General features: G+C 65.1%; 15 protein-coding genes. 10 read left to right on the plus strand and 5 right to left on the minus strand.

Going from position 1 to position 16,182, the window contains the following annotated elements:
• Positions 1-10: 10 nt before the first annotated feature.
• Complete coding sequence (locus WCZ84_RS11095; RefSeq protein ID WP_372686339.1) at positions 11-1,561, minus strand: aldehyde dehydrogenase family protein; 1,551 nt, start codon at positions 1,559-1,561, stop codon at positions 11-13.
• Positions 1,562-1,672: 111 nt separating this feature from the next.
• Here WCZ84_RS11095 and WCZ84_RS11100 point away from each other — a divergent pair, with 111 nt between their 5' ends.
• From WCZ84_RS11100 to WCZ84_RS11135, 8 genes are all read left to right on the plus strand, one after another.
• Positions 1,673-2,854, plus strand: coding sequence for an NAD(P)/FAD-dependent oxidoreductase (locus WCZ84_RS11100; RefSeq protein ID WP_372686340.1), 1,182 nt, complete (start codon positions 1,673-1,675; stop codon positions 2,852-2,854).
• Positions 2,855-2,864: 10 nt separating this feature from the next.
• A complete protein-coding gene (locus WCZ84_RS11105; protein ID WP_372686341.1) occupies positions 2,865-3,506 on the plus strand; it encodes a helix-turn-helix domain-containing protein in 642 nt (213 codons plus the stop codon).
• A 25-nt stretch (positions 3,507-3,531) separates the two neighbouring features.
• Positions 3,532-4,455 carry a delta(1)-pyrroline-2-carboxylate reductase family protein gene (locus WCZ84_RS11110; RefSeq protein ID WP_372686342.1) on the plus strand — a complete coding sequence of 308 codons (924 nt, stop codon included), beginning with the start codon at positions 3,532-3,534 and terminating at the stop codon, positions 4,453-4,455.
• A 15-nt stretch (positions 4,456-4,470) separates the two neighbouring features.
• A complete protein-coding gene (locus WCZ84_RS11115) occupies positions 4,471-5,388 on the plus strand; it encodes a branched-chain amino acid ABC transporter permease (protein ID WP_372686343.1) in 918 nt (305 codons plus the stop codon).
• The gene (locus tag WCZ84_RS11120) at positions 5,388-6,335 is read left to right on the plus strand and encodes a branched-chain amino acid ABC transporter permease (RefSeq protein WP_372686344.1); all 948 of its coding nucleotides are present in this window, start codon (positions 5,388-5,390) and stop codon (positions 6,333-6,335) included. The genes WCZ84_RS11115 and WCZ84_RS11120 overlap by 1 nt, the downstream gene beginning before the upstream one ends.
• Positions 6,325-7,143 carry an ABC transporter ATP-binding protein gene (locus WCZ84_RS11125; protein ID WP_372686345.1) on the plus strand — a complete coding sequence of 273 codons (819 nt, stop codon included), beginning with the start codon at positions 6,325-6,327 and terminating at the stop codon, positions 7,141-7,143. The genes WCZ84_RS11120 and WCZ84_RS11125 overlap by 11 nt, the downstream gene beginning before the upstream one ends.
• Positions 7,143-7,862: an ABC transporter ATP-binding protein gene (locus tag WCZ84_RS11130; protein ID WP_372686346.1), complete on the plus strand. Its 720-nt coding sequence runs from the start codon at positions 7,143-7,145 to the stop codon at positions 7,860-7,862. The genes WCZ84_RS11125 and WCZ84_RS11130 overlap by 1 nt, the downstream gene beginning before the upstream one ends.
• Before the next feature lie 93 nt (positions 7,863-7,955).
• Positions 7,956-9,128 carry an ABC transporter substrate-binding protein gene (locus tag WCZ84_RS11135; protein ID WP_372686347.1) on the plus strand — a complete coding sequence of 391 codons (1,173 nt, stop codon included), beginning with the start codon at positions 7,956-7,958 and terminating at the stop codon, positions 9,126-9,128.
• Here the strand turns inward: WCZ84_RS11135 and WCZ84_RS11140 are convergent.
• From WCZ84_RS11140 to WCZ84_RS11155, 4 genes are read right to left on the minus strand one after another with little or no spacing between them, the layout of a single operon-like run.
• A complete protein-coding gene (locus tag WCZ84_RS11140) occupies positions 9,116-9,715 on the minus strand; it encodes a sarcosine oxidase subunit gamma (protein WP_372686348.1) in 600 nt (199 codons plus the stop codon). The genes WCZ84_RS11135 and WCZ84_RS11140 overlap by 13 nt on opposite strands.
• Positions 9,705-12,722: a sarcosine oxidase subunit alpha family protein gene (locus WCZ84_RS11145; RefSeq protein ID WP_372686349.1), complete on the minus strand. Its 3,018-nt coding sequence runs from the start codon at positions 12,720-12,722 to the stop codon at positions 9,705-9,707. Before WCZ84_RS11145 ends, WCZ84_RS11140 begins: the two co-directional genes overlap by 11 nt.
• Positions 12,719-12,991 carry a sarcosine oxidase subunit delta gene (locus WCZ84_RS11150; protein WP_372686350.1) on the minus strand — a complete coding sequence of 91 codons (273 nt, stop codon included), beginning with the start codon at positions 12,989-12,991 and terminating at the stop codon, positions 12,719-12,721. The genes WCZ84_RS11145 and WCZ84_RS11150 overlap by 4 nt, the downstream gene beginning before the upstream one ends.
• 11 nt (positions 12,992-13,002) lie before the next feature.
• Positions 13,003-14,250 carry a sarcosine oxidase subunit beta family protein gene (locus WCZ84_RS11155; RefSeq protein WP_372686351.1) on the minus strand — a complete coding sequence of 416 codons (1,248 nt, stop codon included), beginning with the start codon at positions 14,248-14,250 and terminating at the stop codon, positions 13,003-13,005.
• A 111-nt stretch (positions 14,251-14,361) separates the two neighbouring features.
• Here WCZ84_RS11155 and pxpB point away from each other — a divergent pair, with 111 nt between their 5' ends.
• Both pxpB and WCZ84_RS11165 read left to right on the plus strand, forming a co-directional pair.
• Positions 14,362-15,066, plus strand: coding sequence for a 5-oxoprolinase subunit PxpB (gene pxpB, locus WCZ84_RS11160; protein WP_372686352.1), 705 nt, complete (start codon positions 14,362-14,364; stop codon positions 15,064-15,066).
• A complete protein-coding gene (locus tag WCZ84_RS11165) occupies positions 15,063-16,034 on the plus strand; it encodes a biotin-dependent carboxyltransferase family protein (protein ID WP_372686353.1) in 972 nt (323 codons plus the stop codon). Before pxpB ends, WCZ84_RS11165 begins: the two co-directional genes overlap by 4 nt.
• Positions 16,035-16,182 lie beyond the last annotated feature (148 nt).

Consider the following 16,182-nt stretch of genomic DNA (forward strand, 5'->3'; position numbering starts at 1 on the left):
AGGGGGCGGTTCAGTCGTCGCCGAAGTGGATGCCCTGTGCCAGGGGCAGTTCGCGTGAGTAGTTGATGGTGTTGGTGGCCCGGCGCATATACGCCTTCCAGGCATCCGAACCCGATTCGCGACCCCCGCCGGTTTCTTTTTCACCACCGAATGCGCCGCCGATCTCGGCGCCCGAGGTGCCGATATTGACGTTCACGATGCCGCAGTCCGACCCCGTGGCGCTGATGAAGGTCTCGGACTCGCGCAGGTCGGTTGTGAAGATGGCCGATGACAGGCCTTGTGGCACGGCATTGTGCATCTCGATGGCTTCGGAAAAATCGCGATAGCGCATCACGTAGAGGATGGGGGCGAAGGTTTCCGTGCAGGCTGGGCCGACCTGGTCCGGCATTTCGGCGATGGCCGGGCGCACGTACCAGGCATCGGGATAGCGGTCGGCCAGTTCGCGCTCGCCGCCCGTCACGGTACCCCCGCTTTCACGCGCCGCCTGCAGCGCCTGCTGCATGCCGTCGTAGGCGGCCTGGTCGATCAGCGGGCCGACCAGGGTGCCGGCATCGAGTGGGTTGCCGACCGTTGCACTGGCATAGGCCTTTTTGAGGCGGGCGAGCAAGTCATCGGCCACGGATTCGTGCACGATGATGCGCCGCGTGGACGTGCAACGCTGGCCGGCGGTGCCGATGGCGCCGAACAGGATGGCCCGCGTGGCCATGGCCAGGTCGGCCGAGGGCGCGACCACGATGGCGTTGTTGCCGCCCAGTTCCAGCAGGCTGCGGCCCATGCGCTGCGCCACGCGGGTGCCCACCTGACGCCCCATGCGGGTGGAGCCCGTGGCCGAGACCAGGGCAACCCGGGGATCGTCGACCAGTGCTTCGCCGACGTCGTGCCGGCCCATCAGGACCTGGAGCAGGTCTTTGGGCGCGTCTTCGCCAAAGCGGGCACATACGTCATTGAAAATAGCCTGGCAGGCAAGCGCCGTCAGGGGCGCCTTTTCGGACGGTTTCCAGACGACGGGGTTGCCGCAGACCAGCGCGATGGCCGTATTCCACGACCAGACCGCCACGGGGAAATTAAATGCCGTGATGACGCCCACCACCCCCAGAGGGTGCCAGGTTTCAAGCATATGGTGACCCGGACGCTCGGAGGCGATCGTGCGGCCGTACAACTGGCGCGAGAGGCCGACGGCGAAGTCGCAGATGTCGATCATTTCCTGGACTTCGCCTTCGCCTTCGGCCGGGATCTTGCCGACCTCGATGGAGACCAGGCGCCCGAGCGCCTGTTTGTGGGTTCGCAGTGCTTCGCCCAGCAGGCGCACCAGTTCGCCACGACGGGGGGCCGGCACGCTGCGCCACTGGAGAAAAGCATCCTGGGCCCGGCCGATGATGCCCGGGACCTCGGCTGCGGCCTGGGTGTGTACGGCGGCAATCTGACTGCCATCGATGGGGGAGTGCACGGCCAAGGGGCCGCCCGTCAGCGCAGTGCCGGGTACACCCAGCGATTGCAGCAGTTCTTGAGTGTTCACGCAGGACTCCTGACATAAAGAATGATCCACGATGGAAAACAGCATATCACGGCTCCCTGAATTGGAAAACTTTTTCTTCTAGGGAAAATACCTAAAGAATTTGAAAAACTTTCAAATCACAATAGGTGCTGTCTGATTGAAGGGCGGCAGGGTTTGATGGATCAGCAGCAGTTCGATGTGGTGATCGTGGGCGGGGCTGCCATAGGCAGCTCGGCGGCCTATTTTCTCAGCGCGAACCCCGGTTTCTCGGGGCGCATCGCGGTGGTCGAGCCCGATCCCAGCTACCAGTTCAGTGCCACGGCGCTGTCGGCCGCGTCCATCCGGCACCAGTTCTCGAATGCCGAAAACATCCGCATGTCGCTGTTCGGCACGCAGTTTCTGCGGGATTTCGCCACGCTCATGGCGGTCGATGGCTCGGCACCCGATCCCGCCTTTCATGAAGGCGGCTACCTGTTCCTGGCCACCGAGCAGGGCCTGCCCACCCTGCGGCAAAACCAGGCACTGCAAACCCAATTGGGCGCCGACATCGCCTTGTTGTCCACGCGGCAGCTGCAGGATCGGTTCCCGTGGCTCGTGGTCGATGATCTTGCCGCCGGCGCCCTGGGGGTCAGCGGCGAAGGCTGGCTGGATGCCTATGCCATGATGCAGGGCCTGCGGCGCAAGGCCGTGGCCCAAGGGGTACAGTACATCAAGGCCAAAGTCGTTGGCTTGCAGGCATCCGCGGGGCGGGTGGGGGCCGTGACGCTCGATGATGGCCGGCAGCTGGCCTGTGGTGCCGTGGTCAATGCAGCGGGCACAGGGGCGCGCGCCCTGGTGGTGCCGCTGGGCATCGATCTGCCCGTGCGGGCGCGCAAGCGCAGCGTGTTCTATGTGCAATGCCCGGATCCATTACCGGGCTGTCCCATGGTGATCGACCCCAGCGGCGCCTATTTCCGCCCCGAAGGTCAGGGTTTCATCATGGGGGTCGCACCGCCGGCGGATCAGGATCCGGATGCCACGGATTTCGAGGTACAGCACACACTCTTCGAAGACGTGCTCTGGCCCACGCTGGCCGCCCGCGTGCCGGCCTTCGAGGCGCTGCGTTGCCAGCGCAGCTGGGCGGGGCACTACGACATGAACCTGTTCGATCAGAACCTGATCATTGGTCTGCACCCAGCCTGGGCCAATCTGTATTTCGCCAATGGCCTGAGCGGCCATGGCATGCAGCAGGCGCCCGCCATCGGGCGGGCGCTGTCCGAACTCATCACGACCGGGCGCTACCAGACGCTGGATCTGGGCCGGCTGGGCTGGCAGCGCATACTGGATGATCAACCCCTTGTCGAAATAAACGTCGTTTGAAGTATTCATCATGAAAACCAGTGCTCTTCTACCCGAGTCCGAACTGAGCGATGCCGTGGCCCAAGAGCAGAAATCGGCACTTGCCGAGCGCCTGAAATTCCTGCGCCAGCGCCATGGCCTCACTCAGGGCCAGGTCTCCGCGACCAGCGGGATTTCGACGTCCACGCTGTCGAAGATCGAAAACGGCCAGCTCTCGCCCACCTATGACGTATTGCTGCGTCTGGCTCATGGCCTGGGGGTGGATGTGGCCGAACTGTTCGTCAATGCGCATTCCCACATGGGGGCCGGCCGCTGGAGCATCGAGCGTGCCGGCCACGGCGAAATCCACGACACGCCGCTGTATCACCACCGCCTGTTGTTTTCGCACCTGGCCAACAAGCGCATGATGCCGTTCGTGACCCGTGTCAAGAAGCATCGTTTGCACAAGGACGAAGGCTGGAGCCGCCATGACGGCGAAGAGTTCGTGTATGTGCTCAGGGGCTGCATCGAACTGCAGACCGAGTTCTACCGCTCCATCACGCTGAACGAAGGCGAGGGTTTTTATATAGACAGCCGCATGGGCCATCGCGTCATCAGTATCGGTGAAGAAGACGCCCAGGTCCTCTGGGTGAGTACCACCCCCGATCTGACTCGCAGCCCGCAGCTGACCTGATGGTTCCGACCAAGGCCCGTTCTCCATGCCCACACAGTCACCCATGAATCCCCATCCTTCCGTTTGCAGCGCGGCCCAGACGGCGGCCCTGCTGCCTTGGCGCGACCTGATGCAGGCGCTGGCACAGGCCGCGGCAGATATGCAGGCCGGGGCCATACAGGCGCCTGCGCGTCAAGTGGTGCCGTATCCCGGTGCCGGCGTGCTGTTGTCCATGCCGGCCACGGCCGCCGATATCGGCGTGCACAAGCTCGTCAATGTCTTTGCAGAGAACCGGGCGCAGGGGCTGCCCACCATCAATGGCGTGGTGTCCGTAAGCGATGGCCGTACGGGCGTCATCCGCCTGATCCTCGATGGGCCCACCGTGACGCTGCGTCGCACGGTGGCGGTGTCGATGCTGGGGCTCAGCCGGCTTTGGCCCCAGGGCCCGCGGCACGTGGTGGTCTTCGGCACTGGCGCCCAGGCGATGGGTCACGTGGCGGCCTTGAAGGCTTTGCATCCGGCGGCCCAGGTCTACGTCGTTGGGCGCACTCTGGCACAGGCCGAACAGTTCGTGCAGGCCTGCGGCCACCCGCGGGCCGTTGCGGTGGATCAAGTCGGCGCCGAGGCGGATCTGGTCATCACCGCCACCACCAGCGCCACGCCGGTCTATGACATGCCGGCACGGCCGGGTCGGCACGTCATTGCCGTCGGTGCGTACCGTGAAGACCTGGCCGAAATCGGGCCCCGAACCCTGGATGGCAGCCAACTGTACGTGGATGACGTCGAAGGGGCCCGCCATGAGGCCGGTGACTACCTCCAGGCCGGCATCGACTGGGCCACGGTAAGGCCGCTCACGGATCTGCTGGCTGATCGGTCACCTTCCGGGCCCGTGGTTTTCAAAACCGTGGGGTGTGCCGCCTGGGATCTTGCAGCGGCACGGTGTGCCCTGGCCCATCAACCCCTTTCCTAGCATCGGAGGCGTCTCTTGTTTCAGGTCATCATCGACAGCTTGATCAGGGCGTCTGAACTGGCCCTGATTGCCGTAGGCCTCACCATGGTCTACGACGTTCTCCGGTTCGCCAGCTTCGTGCATGTCCAGTTCGGCACGGTGGGCGCGTTCATCGCCCTGAGCATCAGCCTGGTCGTGCCTCTGCCAATCGGCTGGGCCATCCTGGTGGGGGTCGTCGTGGCCTGCCTGGTCACCGGGTACCTGGGGGTGCTCAGCGACCGGCTGGTGTTCGCGCGGCTGCGCAGCAGCCCGGCGGCCATTCTGATGATCGCCTCCTTTGGCTTGGGCATGGTCATGCAGTACGGGGTGCAGGCCATCTGGGGGGCGGGTGCGCGCTCGTTTCCCCTGCCGCTGACCCGCCCCTGGGTGTTCTGGGGGGGCCGGATCTCACCGTCCGGCGCAGCCGTGCTGATTGCGGCCGTACTCGCCATGCTGGCCTTCCATTTGCTGCTCACGCGCACCAAGCTGGGCATCGCCATGCGGGCCACGGCCGACAATCCGCCCCTGGCCGAAGCCAGCGGCATCTATACCGAACGCATCATACGGATCGTGTGGTTCATCGGCGCGGCGCTGGGTGCTCTGGGGGGCATCATGCTGGGCCTGGTGGCACAGATCCAGTCCGGCATGGGCTTCGAGATCATGGTGGCGGTGTTTGCGGCAGCCATCGTGGGCGGTATCGGCAACGTGTATGGGGCGGTGCTGGGTGCCGTGATCGTCGCCCTGGCCGAGAACGTCGGCCTGGCGATCAACTGGGCGCCCCTGTTGCAGCTGACGGGGCTGACTGCCGCCTCCGACCTGTATATCCCAGTGGGCTACAAGACCGGCATTGCCTTTGTCATTCTTATCCTGATTCTGCTCGTGCGCCCGCGCGGGTTGCTGGGGAGGCGTTCCTGATGATCGATTTCATTGTCTACCTGCTGACCATCGTCGGCATATACGGTCTGATCGCCCTGAGCCTGAATTTCCAGTACGGGCAGACGGGCCTCGTCAACTTCGGACAGGTCGCTTTCTTCATGGTGGGGGCGTACTTCTCCAGCATCGCAACAGCCATCCTGGGCTGGTCCGTGGGGGTGGGGTTCGTTCTCGCCATCCTGGCGGGCGGCGTGCTCGGGGCGCTGATGGCCCTGCCCATCGGCGATTTGCGCCAAGACTATTGGGCGATTGCGACCCTGGCGGCTGCCGAGCTCATCCGCATGATTTTCCTGAACACCAATCTGGGCAGCGAATATGTCGGTGCGTCGTACGGCATTTCCGGTATTCCGGGGCCCTTCCGGGATTACTTCTCTACGGACGCCTATGGTTACTTCTACCTGGCGCTGGTGATCGTGTGCGTGGCCGCGGCCTACGTGCTGGTGACCTGGCTGGATCGCTCGCCGTACGGGCGTTTGCTCAAGGGCATCCGCGAAAGCGATGAAGTCGCGCGGGCCCTGGGCAAAGACGTACGCAATGCGCGCATCTGGTCGCTCGTGATCGGCGGGGCGATTGCCGCCGCCGGCGGCAGCCTGTATGCCCATTTCGTGGGTTTCATCGATCCGCGCTTCTTCATGCCCCTGGAAACGTTCCTGATCTGGGCCATGGTCATCATGGGCGGGCCGGGCAACAATCTGGGCGCGCTGGCGGGCACGCTGGTCATCGAAGTCATCTACAACTCCACGCGTTTCATCCACGTGCCATCGGAATACTCGGCCACAGTGGCCGCGCTGCGCATGGTTCTGATCGGCGTCCTGATCATACTCGTCATTCTGTACCTGCCCCGCGGCCTGGTGCCCGAGCGCCGGCGTCGCTACCCCAGGCCGGAGCGGCTGCTGACGCCTTCGACCGGAGATCGCCATGCTGCTTGAAGTCGACAAGGTCTCACGCCATTTTGGTGGCCTGATTGCCCTCAACAACGTGTCGTTGACGGCGGAAGAAGGCCAGATCACCGGCCTGATCGGGCCCAATGGCTCGGGCAAGACCACGCTGGTGAACATCATTTCGGGTTTTCTTCGGCCGACGTCGGGCCGCATCACGTTTGCCGGCCAGCCGATCGAGGGCCGCGAGCCCTACAAGATCGCGCGCATGGGGCTGTGTCGTACCTTCCAGATCACCCTGAACCCGCAGCGCATGACGGTCATGGAGAACATGTTGCTGGGGGCCAAACAACAACTGGGTGAAAGCGTACTGATGGCGGCGCTCAAGCCGGGCGCGGTCGCACAAGAAGAAAAACGCAATCTCGAGCGCGCCTGGGGCCTGCTCGAGATGGTCCGGCTGCACAATCACGCCAACGAGCTGGCTGGCGGCCTGTCGGGCGGTCAGAAGAAATTGCTGGCGCTGGTGCAGGTGCTGATGGCCAAGCCGCGCCTGATTCTGCTCGACGAGCCCGTGGCCGGCGTCAATCCGAGGCTGATCGACGACATCGTAGAGGTCATCAAGAAGCTCAGGGACCAGGGCGAGAGCTTCCTGATCATAGAGCACAATATGGCGGTGATCCGCGAATTGTGCGACACGATCTGCGTGCTCGACATGGGCCAGGTGCTGGCGGAAGGCCCAGTAGAAACCGTGCTGGCGCGCGAGGACGTCCTTCGGGCCTACATCGCCGCGGGGGGGCAGCTGGACCCCGACACCGAGATCGCCACGGTCGTGGCCGCCGATGTGCAGGAGCATACATAATGGGGATACTGACCGCAGAAAACCTGACCGTGGGTTATGGCGACACCGAGATCCTGCATGGTGTGAGCGTGGATGTGGCCGAGGGCCACATCACGACCATCATCGGGCCCAATGGCGCCGGGAAATCCACCCTGCTCAAGGCCTTGATGGGGTACCTGGCGCCCCGGACCGGGCAGGTGCATTTCGACGGCGCCGACATCACGCATTTGCCGGCGCACGTGCGGGTCACCCGCGGCATCGCGTTCGTACCGCAGCTCGACAATGTCTTCCCGTCGCTGACGGTCGAAGAAAACCTCAAGATGGGCGGCTATACGCTCGAGCGCCCGTTGCTGGGCCAGCGCATTGCCCTGCAGTACGAGCGCTTTCCGCGGCTGGCCGAACGGCGGCGCCAGAGCGTGCATACCATGAGCGGCGGCGAGCGCCAGATGCTGGCCCTGGCGCGCGCACTGATGACAGACCCGCGGCTCCTGCTGCTCGATGAGCCCACGGCGGCGCTGTCGCCCCGCATTGCGGCCGAGGTCTTCGAAAAAATCAAGGAAATCAACGCACAGGGAGGGCGGACGATACTGATCGTCGAGCAGAACGCTGAACTGTCCCTGAGATCATCCACATTCGGCATCGTCCTGGCCGATGGCCGCAACGCCTTCGAAGGCCCGGCCGGCCGGATCCTGACGGATGAAAAAATTCGCGAGGCCTATCTGGGAACAGCCAAAAGCTAGGTTCGTGAGCAACAGCCACAGGTCGACCTGGCCTGGTGGCCAGGCTGCACCCGCAGCCACCTGATAATCCAGTCTCAGACGGAGGTGACAACCATGAAGCAAAAAATCTTTCAACTCGCTGCCGGCGCCACGACGGCGCTCTTTCTGGCGGGCCTGGCGACGCCTGCCCTGGCCGATGACATCAAGATCGGCGTGCTGGTGCCATTGACCGGCACCAGCGCCATCCAGGGCAAGGACATTTCGCGCGGCGTCCAGCTGGCTGTGCAGCGCATCAACGAGGGCTTCGAGATCCCCCTGAAGGATGGCAGCACCGTCAAGGTGGGCCCCGAAACCCTGGGCGGCAAGATCGAGCTGATCATCGAAGACACCGAATCCCGCCCGGCGTCCGCGCTGGATGCCATGCGCAAGCTGGTCAACGTCGACAAGGTGCCGGTGGTCCTGGGCATATTGTCCAGCGGGGTCTGCGTGCCCACCGGGCAGTTTGCGCAGCAAGCCAAGGTGGTGGAGATCTGCTCGTCGTCCACGTCGCCTGAACTGCGCAATATCGGACCCTATCTCTTCAGCGTCATGGGCCTGGATGATCTCATGGGCCGGGCGTTGGCCGACTTTGCCGTCGAGGATGGCGCAGGTTCGAAGTTCGCGAACCTGGCCACGAACAACCCGTTTGGCGTGGGCATGGAAATTCAGTCCTGCCAGCAGCTGGAAAACACGAAGACGGGCGAGTGCGTCACCAAGGTGCGTTACGAAGAAGGCAAATCGGATTACAACGCGGATCTGCGCCGCACCGTGTCACAGAATCCGGATGGCGTGTTCTTCACGGCCTACGGCGCCGAGGCCCGACTGATGCTGCAGGAGGCCTATCAGCAGGGCATCGACGTCAGCAACTGGTATGCCGACTACCCGTCGCTGTGGATCTCCGACATCCAGGAAACCCCGCAGATCGTCGAGGGCATCAAGGGGCTCGAGCCGGGCACGGCCGGACCGGCGTATGATGCCTACGCGGCGGCCTATAAGGCGGCATTCGGCGAGGACCCCACCAGCGTGTTCGGCAGCTATTCCTACGACTCCGCCATGCTGGTCGCCCTGGCCATGGAGCAGGCCAAGGCCGCTACGGCCGACGCGATCCGTGATGCGCTGATCCCTGTATCACAGAATTACGCGGGGATCACCGGCGACAAGGCCTTCGACGACGACGGCATGCAGAAGACCGAGACCTACCGGCATGTCATCGTCAAGGACGGCAAGCTGGTCGACTACAAGAAGTAATCATCGGCCAGCACCATGCGGACCAGCGCGTCCGCATGGCTGCGCCTGACCAAGACTTCCCAGGCATCGCCGGCGGCAGTCAGCGGGCGCAGCACGATGGAAAACTTGAAGAACAGCGTCTGGGCACACTGCCCGGGGGCCAGCGCCCGGGGGTGCAGGTCCAGCGGGCAGCCGGCGTTGAGCACGTCACGGGCCTGCGGTCCGGCCAATTGCAGGACACTGTAGGCGCTGCTTTGGTCGGTGACGGCAAACCAGTTCTGATCGGCCAGGGCGGTTTCACAGCGCGCGGCCCAGTCTGCTCCTGCTGCGGGGTCGGCGCGCAGCAGCCATTCATCGGGCGACAGCCACAGGATCGTCAGCCCGTCCCGGCTGCCGACCGTATTGGGTACCTTCGGCAGCGGGACGCCGACGGCCTCGGCGATGGCCTGGTGTGCCGTGCCGGCCTGTGCCGGCAGCCGCAGGATGGCCAGCGCCACGTCGGGACATTCGGCCAGCAGGACGCGTTCGTGGTGGCCCCGCTGCAGCGATGTTTCGCCTGGCAAATAGAGATCGGCCAGCGCGCTGCGGGAATGAGATTCAGTCGACATGCTGGCGTTTTCCGTCGGGGTCGTAAAAGACAGGGGCGCACACGCGTGCGTTCATGAAGGGCCCTTGGGCGGTGGCGACCGTCACGGTCTGGCCGTGCCGGGCATGGCCGTCACGTAGCAGCGCCAGCGCGATCGACCGCCCCAGCGTTGGGCTCAGGTAGCTGGAGGTCACGTGGCCCTGCATGTCGGCCAGCACCGCGGTGGTGGGGCCGTCGAGGATCTGCCCCCCTTCGGGCAGGACCTGGCGCGGGTCTTCGGCGAGCAGGCCCACCAGCTGCTTGCGCCCCGCGCCGGCCGTGTGGCTGCGTTCGAGTGAGCGCTTGCCGAGGAAATCCTTGGTCTTCGAGACCATGCCACCCAGGCCCAGGTCCACTGGGCTGACCGAACCGTCGGTATCCTGGCCGACAATGATGTAGCCTTTTTCGGCGCGCAGCACGTGCATCGCCTCGGTGCCGTAGGGGGTGATGCCGTAGGGCGCGCCCGCCTGCATCAGGCGCTCCCAGAGATGCCGGCCCCAATTGGCCGGGATATAGATCTCATAGGACAGCTCGCCCGAAAAACTGACGCGTAGGACGCGCACCGCCGCGCCGTCCACCGCCCCTTCGCGGAAGTGCATGAAAGGAAAGGCCGCGGGTGAAAAATCGATGCCGTCGCAGACGGCCTGCAACACCTTGCGGGCGTAGGGTCCGGCAACAGTGGCGACGCTGTACTGGTCGCTGACCGAGGTCAGGAATACCTGCAGGTCGGGCCATTCGGTTTGCAGCCAGCGCTCCATCCAGGCCAGCACGCGGGCGGCACCGGAGGTCGTGGTCGTGACCAGGAAATGATCCTGGGCCAGGCGCAGGATCACGCCATCGTCCATCACCATGCCGTTTTCATCCAGCATCAGGCCATACCGGCACAGGCCCGGTTCGAGCCGTGTGAACGTGTTGACGTACATGCGGTTGAGAAATTCAGCGGCATCGGGCCCGCGGACGTCGATCTTGCCCAGCGTGGCGTAGTCCAGCAAGCCGACCGCCTGGCGCACCGCCAGGCATTCCCGGGCGACGGCTGCATCGAGCGTCTCGCCCGGCTGGGGGTAATAATGGGCCCGCTTCCATTGCCCGACGTCTTCGAACAGTGCGCCGGCGGCTTCGTTCCAGGCATGGACGCTGGTCTTGCGCACGGGGTCGAAATGGATGCCCAGTTCGCGCCCCGCGATGGCGCCGAAGCTGATGGGCGTGTAGTTTGGACGGAAGGTGGTCGTGCCGGTCTCGGCCATGCCCTGGCCCAGGATCGTGGCCAGCACGGCCATGCCGTTGATGTTGCCCAGCTTGCCCTGGTCGGTGCCAAAGCCCATGGAGGTATAGCGCTTGACGTGCTCGACGGATCGGTACCCTTCGCGCACCGACAGCAGGATGTCGGCCACCTGCACGTCGTTCTGGTAGTCGATGAACTGCTTGGGCCCGCGGTTCGCCCGCTCGGCCGGGCCTGAGAGCCAGAGTGGCAGCAGGGGATCGCAGGCGGCATCGACGGCTTGCCAGTGCGGTTCGGGTGTTGCGGGCGGCGCGCCCAGGGCGGCCGCCGCAGCTTGCCGGCCTTCCGTTACCCCCTGGTCGAGCGCTTGTTGCAGGTTAAAGACGCCACAGGCCGCACCGGCGCTGCGATAGTGGCTGTCGGGATCGGTGACCGGCACGAAGCAGGCCTGGGCATCGTCCCAGCGCAGCCGCCCACGCGCCTGGGCATGCAGGTGCACGACCGGATTGAGCCCGCCCGACATCGCCAGCAGGTCGCAGGCGATCACGGTGGATGGCCCTGGCGCCTTGGGCGAAACCCCCGGTTCGTAGCCTTGCAGCCGAACGGCCTTGACGTGGCGGCTGCCATGGGCGGCGGCGACCACGGTATGGCGATGGATGGGAATGCCCAATGTGGCTGCCTGGGCGGGCAGCGAGCCCTGCCCAGGCGGGCGCGGATCGACCACCACCACCTGGGCCCCGCCGCGTCGCAGATCGATGGCGCATTGATAGGCACCGTCATGGTTGGTGAAGACGACGGCGGTTCGCCCGGCCAGCACCCCATGGCGATGGATGTACGCCGAGACGGCGCCGGCCAGCATCACCCCGGGCAGGTCGTTGTTGCCGAACACCAGTGGCCGTTCGTGCGCACCCGTGGCCAGCACGATGCGCCGCGGGCGGATTTTCCAGAGCCGCTCGCGCACCCCGCGCCGCTGGTCCACCGGCAGGTGGTCGTGGCAACGCTCGCAGGCCACCACGAAATCATGGTCATGATAGCCAGCCACCGAGGTGCGCAGCAGGACGCGAACGTCGGGCATCTGCCGCAGTTCGGCGCGCCGGGCCTGCAGCCAGTCTTCGGCGGGCCTGCCGTCGATCTCGGCGGGCCGGGACAGCAGACTGCCACCGAGCTCGACGTCCTGTTCGATGAGCAGGACGCGCGCGCCGGCCTGCCCCGCACTGCAGGCGGCCGCCAGGCCGGCGGGCCCGCCGCCCACCACCAGCACGTCACAATGGGCGAAGCGCTTGTCGTAGTGGTCCGGGTCCTCGTGATTGGGCGCTGTGCCCAGCCCTGCCGCATCACGAATGCGTTCTTCGTAGCGGCCCCACCAGCGCCGCGGCCACATGAAGGTCTTGTAGTAGAAGCCGGCTGCGAGGAATGGCGCCAGCCGCTGCAGGATGGCCAGGCGGTCTTTTTCCAGACTGGGCCGGGCGTTCACGCTGGTGGCGCGCAGGCCTTCGTAGAGGGTGACTTCGGTGGCCCGGGCATTGGGGATGGTGTAGGCGCCGCGCTCTAGCTGCACGATGGCGTTGGGTTCTTCGACCCCCGCCGTCAGGATGCCCCGTGGCCGATGGTATTTGAAGCTGCGCGCCACGAAGTGCACGCCGTTGGCCAGCAGCGCGGAGGCCAGGGTGTCGCCCGGATGGCCGGTGTAGGCCTTGCCGTTGAATTCAAAACGCAGCACCTTGCTGCGGTCGATACGGCCGCCCGTGGGCAGGCGAAAAGATTCGTTCATGCGGGATCCTTGCCGGCGTGTTCGGCGCCATCCGAAAAACGATAGCTTTGCGTGTCGCGCTCGACCGTGAACCAGCGCCGGCAGCCGTGCGCGTGCACCCATTGTTCGCGCAGGGGGCCGCAAGGGTTGCGGCGCATGAACAGGTAATCCCCCCAGGCCTCGTCAGACAGATTGGCGGGGTTGGCGGGGCGCTGGATGTCGGCTTCGCCGCCATAGGAGAATTCGCTCTCGGCCCGATCGCCGCACCATGGGCATCGAATCAGCAACATGGGACCTCCGGTCAGTGGGCCACCGCCGCTGCACCGTGCTCGTCGATCAGGTGGCCGGTGTAGAAGCGATCCAGGGAAAAAGCGGCATTCAGGGGGTGGGGTTCATTATGGGCGATGGTGTGGGCAAAGACCCAGCCCGACCCTGGGGTCGCCTTGAAGCCGCCCGTCCCCCAGCCACAGTTGAAATACAGCCCCTTGACGGGCGTTTTGGAAATGATGGGGCTGGCATCCGGCGAGACGTCGACGATGCCGCCCCATTGCCGGTTCATGCGCACGCGGCTGAGGTTGGGGAACATCTCGACGATTGCCTGCAAGGTGTGCTCGATGCTGTGGTAGCTGCCGCGCTGGCCATAGCCCAGGTAGGCGTCGATGCCGGCGCCAATGACCAGGTCGCCCTTGTCGGACTGGCTGATGTAGGCGTGGACGGTGTTGGACATGATGACGGTGTGGATACACGGCTTGAGCGGTTCGGACACCAGCGCCTGCAGGGGATGGCTTTCGATGGGCAAGCGGATGCCTGCCATGTCTGCCAGCACGCTGGAGTGGCCAGCCACCACCACCCCCAGCTTTTGGGTACGGATGAACCCTTTGCCGGTGTCCACGCCCTCGACAGCGCCGTCGCGCAGGCGGATGTTGGTGACCGGGCAGTTCTGGATGATGTCCACGCCCAGGCTGTCCGCGGCCCGTGCAAACCCCCAGGCCACGGCATCGTGGCGGGCCACCCCGCCACGCGGCTGGAACGACGCGCCCAGCACAGGGTAACGGGCCTGCAGGTTGATGCCGGGCACCAGGGCCTTGATGTGTTCGGGCGTGAGCCACTGCGCATCGACCCCGTTGTATCGGTTCGCGTTGATGCGCCGCTGCGTGTCGCGGACTTCTTGCAGCGTGTGGGCCAGATTCATGACGCCGCGCTGGCTGAACATGACGTTGTAATTGAGCGCCTGCGACAGGCCTTCCCAGAGCTGCATGGATTTCTCGAACAGCTGGGTGGATTCATCCCATAGATAATTGGAGCGCACGATGGTGGTGTTGCGTGCCGTGTTACCGCCACCCAGCCAGCCCTTCTCGAGGACGGCGATGTTGCGCAGGCCGTGCTCTTTGGCCAGATAATAGGCGGTGGCCAGGCCGTGGCCGCCTGCGCCCACGATGATCACGTCGTACGCTTTCCTGGGCTCGGGCGTGCGCCACGCGGCACCCCAGTTCGCGTTGTGGCGCAGGCCGTGGCGTACGATGTCGAGCAGCGAGTAACGATTCTTCATGATCCCCACCGGGGCGGGCGGCCTGATGATGGCAATGGTGTAATGTTAGCCCAGCCGCACCGGGGTTCGCACAGGGCCCGGACCGGTCCTGAAACTCAAAGGAGCATGTGGGTGGCGTCTGATCGAAACTGGACTATTGCCCCGGCGGGTGACTGCTGCCTGATCATTACATTTGGCCAGCGGGTGGATGTGCACATCAATGAGCGGGTGCACGGTGCCGCCCAGCGGTTGCTGCAAGCGGCCGTCCCCGGGGTGCGGGACATCGTGCCGGCATTCACCACGGTCAGCGTGCACTACCAGCCCGAATGCTTTGCACAAGACGGTCTGCCCTACGACCATTTATGTCGCCAGATCGAAGCCTTGCTGGATATCGAAGACAGCCGTGGGTCGGGTCTGACGGTGCGCACGGTCGATATGCCGGTCTGTTATGGCGGCGACTTCGGCCCGGATCTGCCTGAAGTGGCCCGCCTGTGTGGGCTGACGCCTGAGCAAGTCGTCGAGCGCCATCTGGCTTCGCCCCATCGTGTCTACATGCTGGGGTTTCTGCCGGGCTTGCCCTACATTGGCGGCCTGGATCCTCAGCTGCGCGTGCCGCGCCGCAGCAAGCCACGCATCCGTGTACCCGCGGGCAGCGTGGCCATCGCCAATGACCAGACCTGCATTTATCCGCTCGAGTCGCCCGGCGGTTGGCACTTGATTGGCCGCACGCCGCTTGCGCTGTTCGACGTGCGCCGAGCCGAGCCCTGCACCCTGCAACCGGGCGATAGGGTCCGATTTGTGCCGGTGGCCCCAGCCGACCTGAAAGGCTCGCCATGAGCATCGATGTCTTGAAATCAGGTGCTCTGTCGCAATTGCAGGATCTGGGTCGCTGGGGCTGGCAGCGCTATGGGGTGGTCGTGGCCGGCGCCATGGATCCGTGGTCGCATCGCTGTGCGAATGCCCTGGTGGGCAATGCCGACACCGAGGCCACGCTGGAGATGACCTTGGTGGGGCCCAGCCTGCGCTTTCGGCACGCCCTGGTCATGGCCATTTGTGGCGCGGACCTGGCGCCTCGCATCGGCTCGCGGCCCGTGCCGCTGAACCGCGCATTGGTGGTGCGTGCGGGGGCGCAACTCGATTTTGGGCCTCGCAGGGCCGGGGTGCGGGCGTATCTGGCTGTGCGCGGCGGGTTCGCCGTGGCCCCGCAGATGGGCAGCCGCAGCACGCACGTGCGCTCTGGCCTGGGCGGGCTGCATGGCCGCGCGCTGGAAAAAGGGGATGTGCTGCCCGTGCGGCCCACCGCGGCCGCGACGAGCGCCGAGCAGACCCGCCTTGAGCGGGCTGATTGCGCGCGCCTGCATCCTGCCGGGCCCGTGGCGCCACGTATCTGGCCCGAGGGTTCGCTGCGGGTCATGGCCGGGCCGCAATGGGGTCTATTTGGCGAGGCGGCACAGGCGGCTTTCGTGGGTGCGGGATTTCGGGTCGAGGCGCAATCGGATCGGATGGGGCTACGCCTGTTTGGTCCGGCGCTCCAGTACCGTCACCCCTTCGACATGATTTCCGAAGGCGTCACGCTGGGCACGATCCAGGTGCCCCCCGATGGCCAGCCCATCCTGTTGATGGCAGATCGGCAAACCACGGGCGGTTATCCGAAGATCGCCCACGTGGCCAGCGTCGACCTGCCCCGGGTTGCGCAGTGTGCGCCTGGCGAGGTGCTGCGTTTCGAATCGATCAGCCTCGCCATGGCGCAACACTTGTATCTGCAGCGCGAGCAGGCTTTCGCGCGGTGGCGGGCTTCCTTGTGACGGCCGCTATTGTCTGGCTGGCTGCTGACGTCGCCAGGTTTCCCAAGACGAATGAGTAAAACGAACCAAATAGGTTGCTTATTTTTACCATGAATGACCAGCCGCAACCTCATGAAGACCCTGTTGCCGAGGTGCGGAGCCTGATCTG

This window comes from Castellaniella sp. (genome assembly GCF_041675725.1).
In the GTDB taxonomy this organism is placed as follows: domain Bacteria; phylum Pseudomonadota; class Gammaproteobacteria; order Burkholderiales; family Burkholderiaceae_B; genus Castellaniella.

Bases quoted from the DNA above. Each gene is read 5' to 3' on its own strand.
- WCZ84_RS11145 (WP_372686349.1), bottom strand. From the start codon at position 12,722: ATGAACGAATCTTTTCGCCTGCCCACGGGCGGCCGTATCGACCGCAGC.
- WCZ84_RS11155 (WP_372686351.1), bottom strand. From the start codon at position 14,250: ATGAAGAATCGTTACTCGCTGCTCGACATCGTACGCCACGGCCTGCGC.
- WCZ84_RS11095 (WP_372686339.1), bottom strand. From the start codon at position 1,561: ATGCTGTTTTCCATCGTGGATCATTCTTTATGTCAGGAGTCCTGCGTG.
- WCZ84_RS11165 (WP_372686353.1), top strand. From the start codon at position 15,063: ATGAGCATCGATGTCTTGAAATCAGGTGCTCTGTCGCAATTGCAGGAT.
- WCZ84_RS11120 (WP_372686344.1), top strand. From the start codon at position 5,388: ATGATCGATTTCATTGTCTACCTGCTGACCATCGTCGGCATATACGGT.
- WCZ84_RS11125 (WP_372686345.1), top strand. From the start codon at position 6,325: ATGCTGCTTGAAGTCGACAAGGTCTCACGCCATTTTGGTGGCCTGATT.
- WCZ84_RS11135 (WP_372686347.1), top strand. From the start codon at position 7,956: ATGAAGCAAAAAATCTTTCAACTCGCTGCCGGCGCCACGACGGCGCTC.
- WCZ84_RS11110 (WP_372686342.1), top strand. From the start codon at position 3,532: ATGCCCACACAGTCACCCATGAATCCCCATCCTTCCGTTTGCAGCGCG.
- WCZ84_RS11130 (WP_372686346.1), top strand. From the start codon at position 7,143: ATGGGGATACTGACCGCAGAAAACCTGACCGTGGGTTATGGCGACACC.
- WCZ84_RS11150 (WP_372686350.1), bottom strand. From the start codon at position 12,991: ATGTTGCTGATTCGATGCCCATGGTGCGGCGATCGGGCCGAGAGCGAA.
- WCZ84_RS11100 (WP_372686340.1), top strand. From the start codon at position 1,673: ATGGATCAGCAGCAGTTCGATGTGGTGATCGTGGGCGGGGCTGCCATA.
- WCZ84_RS11105 (WP_372686341.1), top strand. From the start codon at position 2,865: ATGAAAACCAGTGCTCTTCTACCCGAGTCCGAACTGAGCGATGCCGTG.
- WCZ84_RS11140 (WP_372686348.1), bottom strand. From the start codon at position 9,715: ATGTCGACTGAATCTCATTCCCGCAGCGCGCTGGCCGATCTCTATTTG.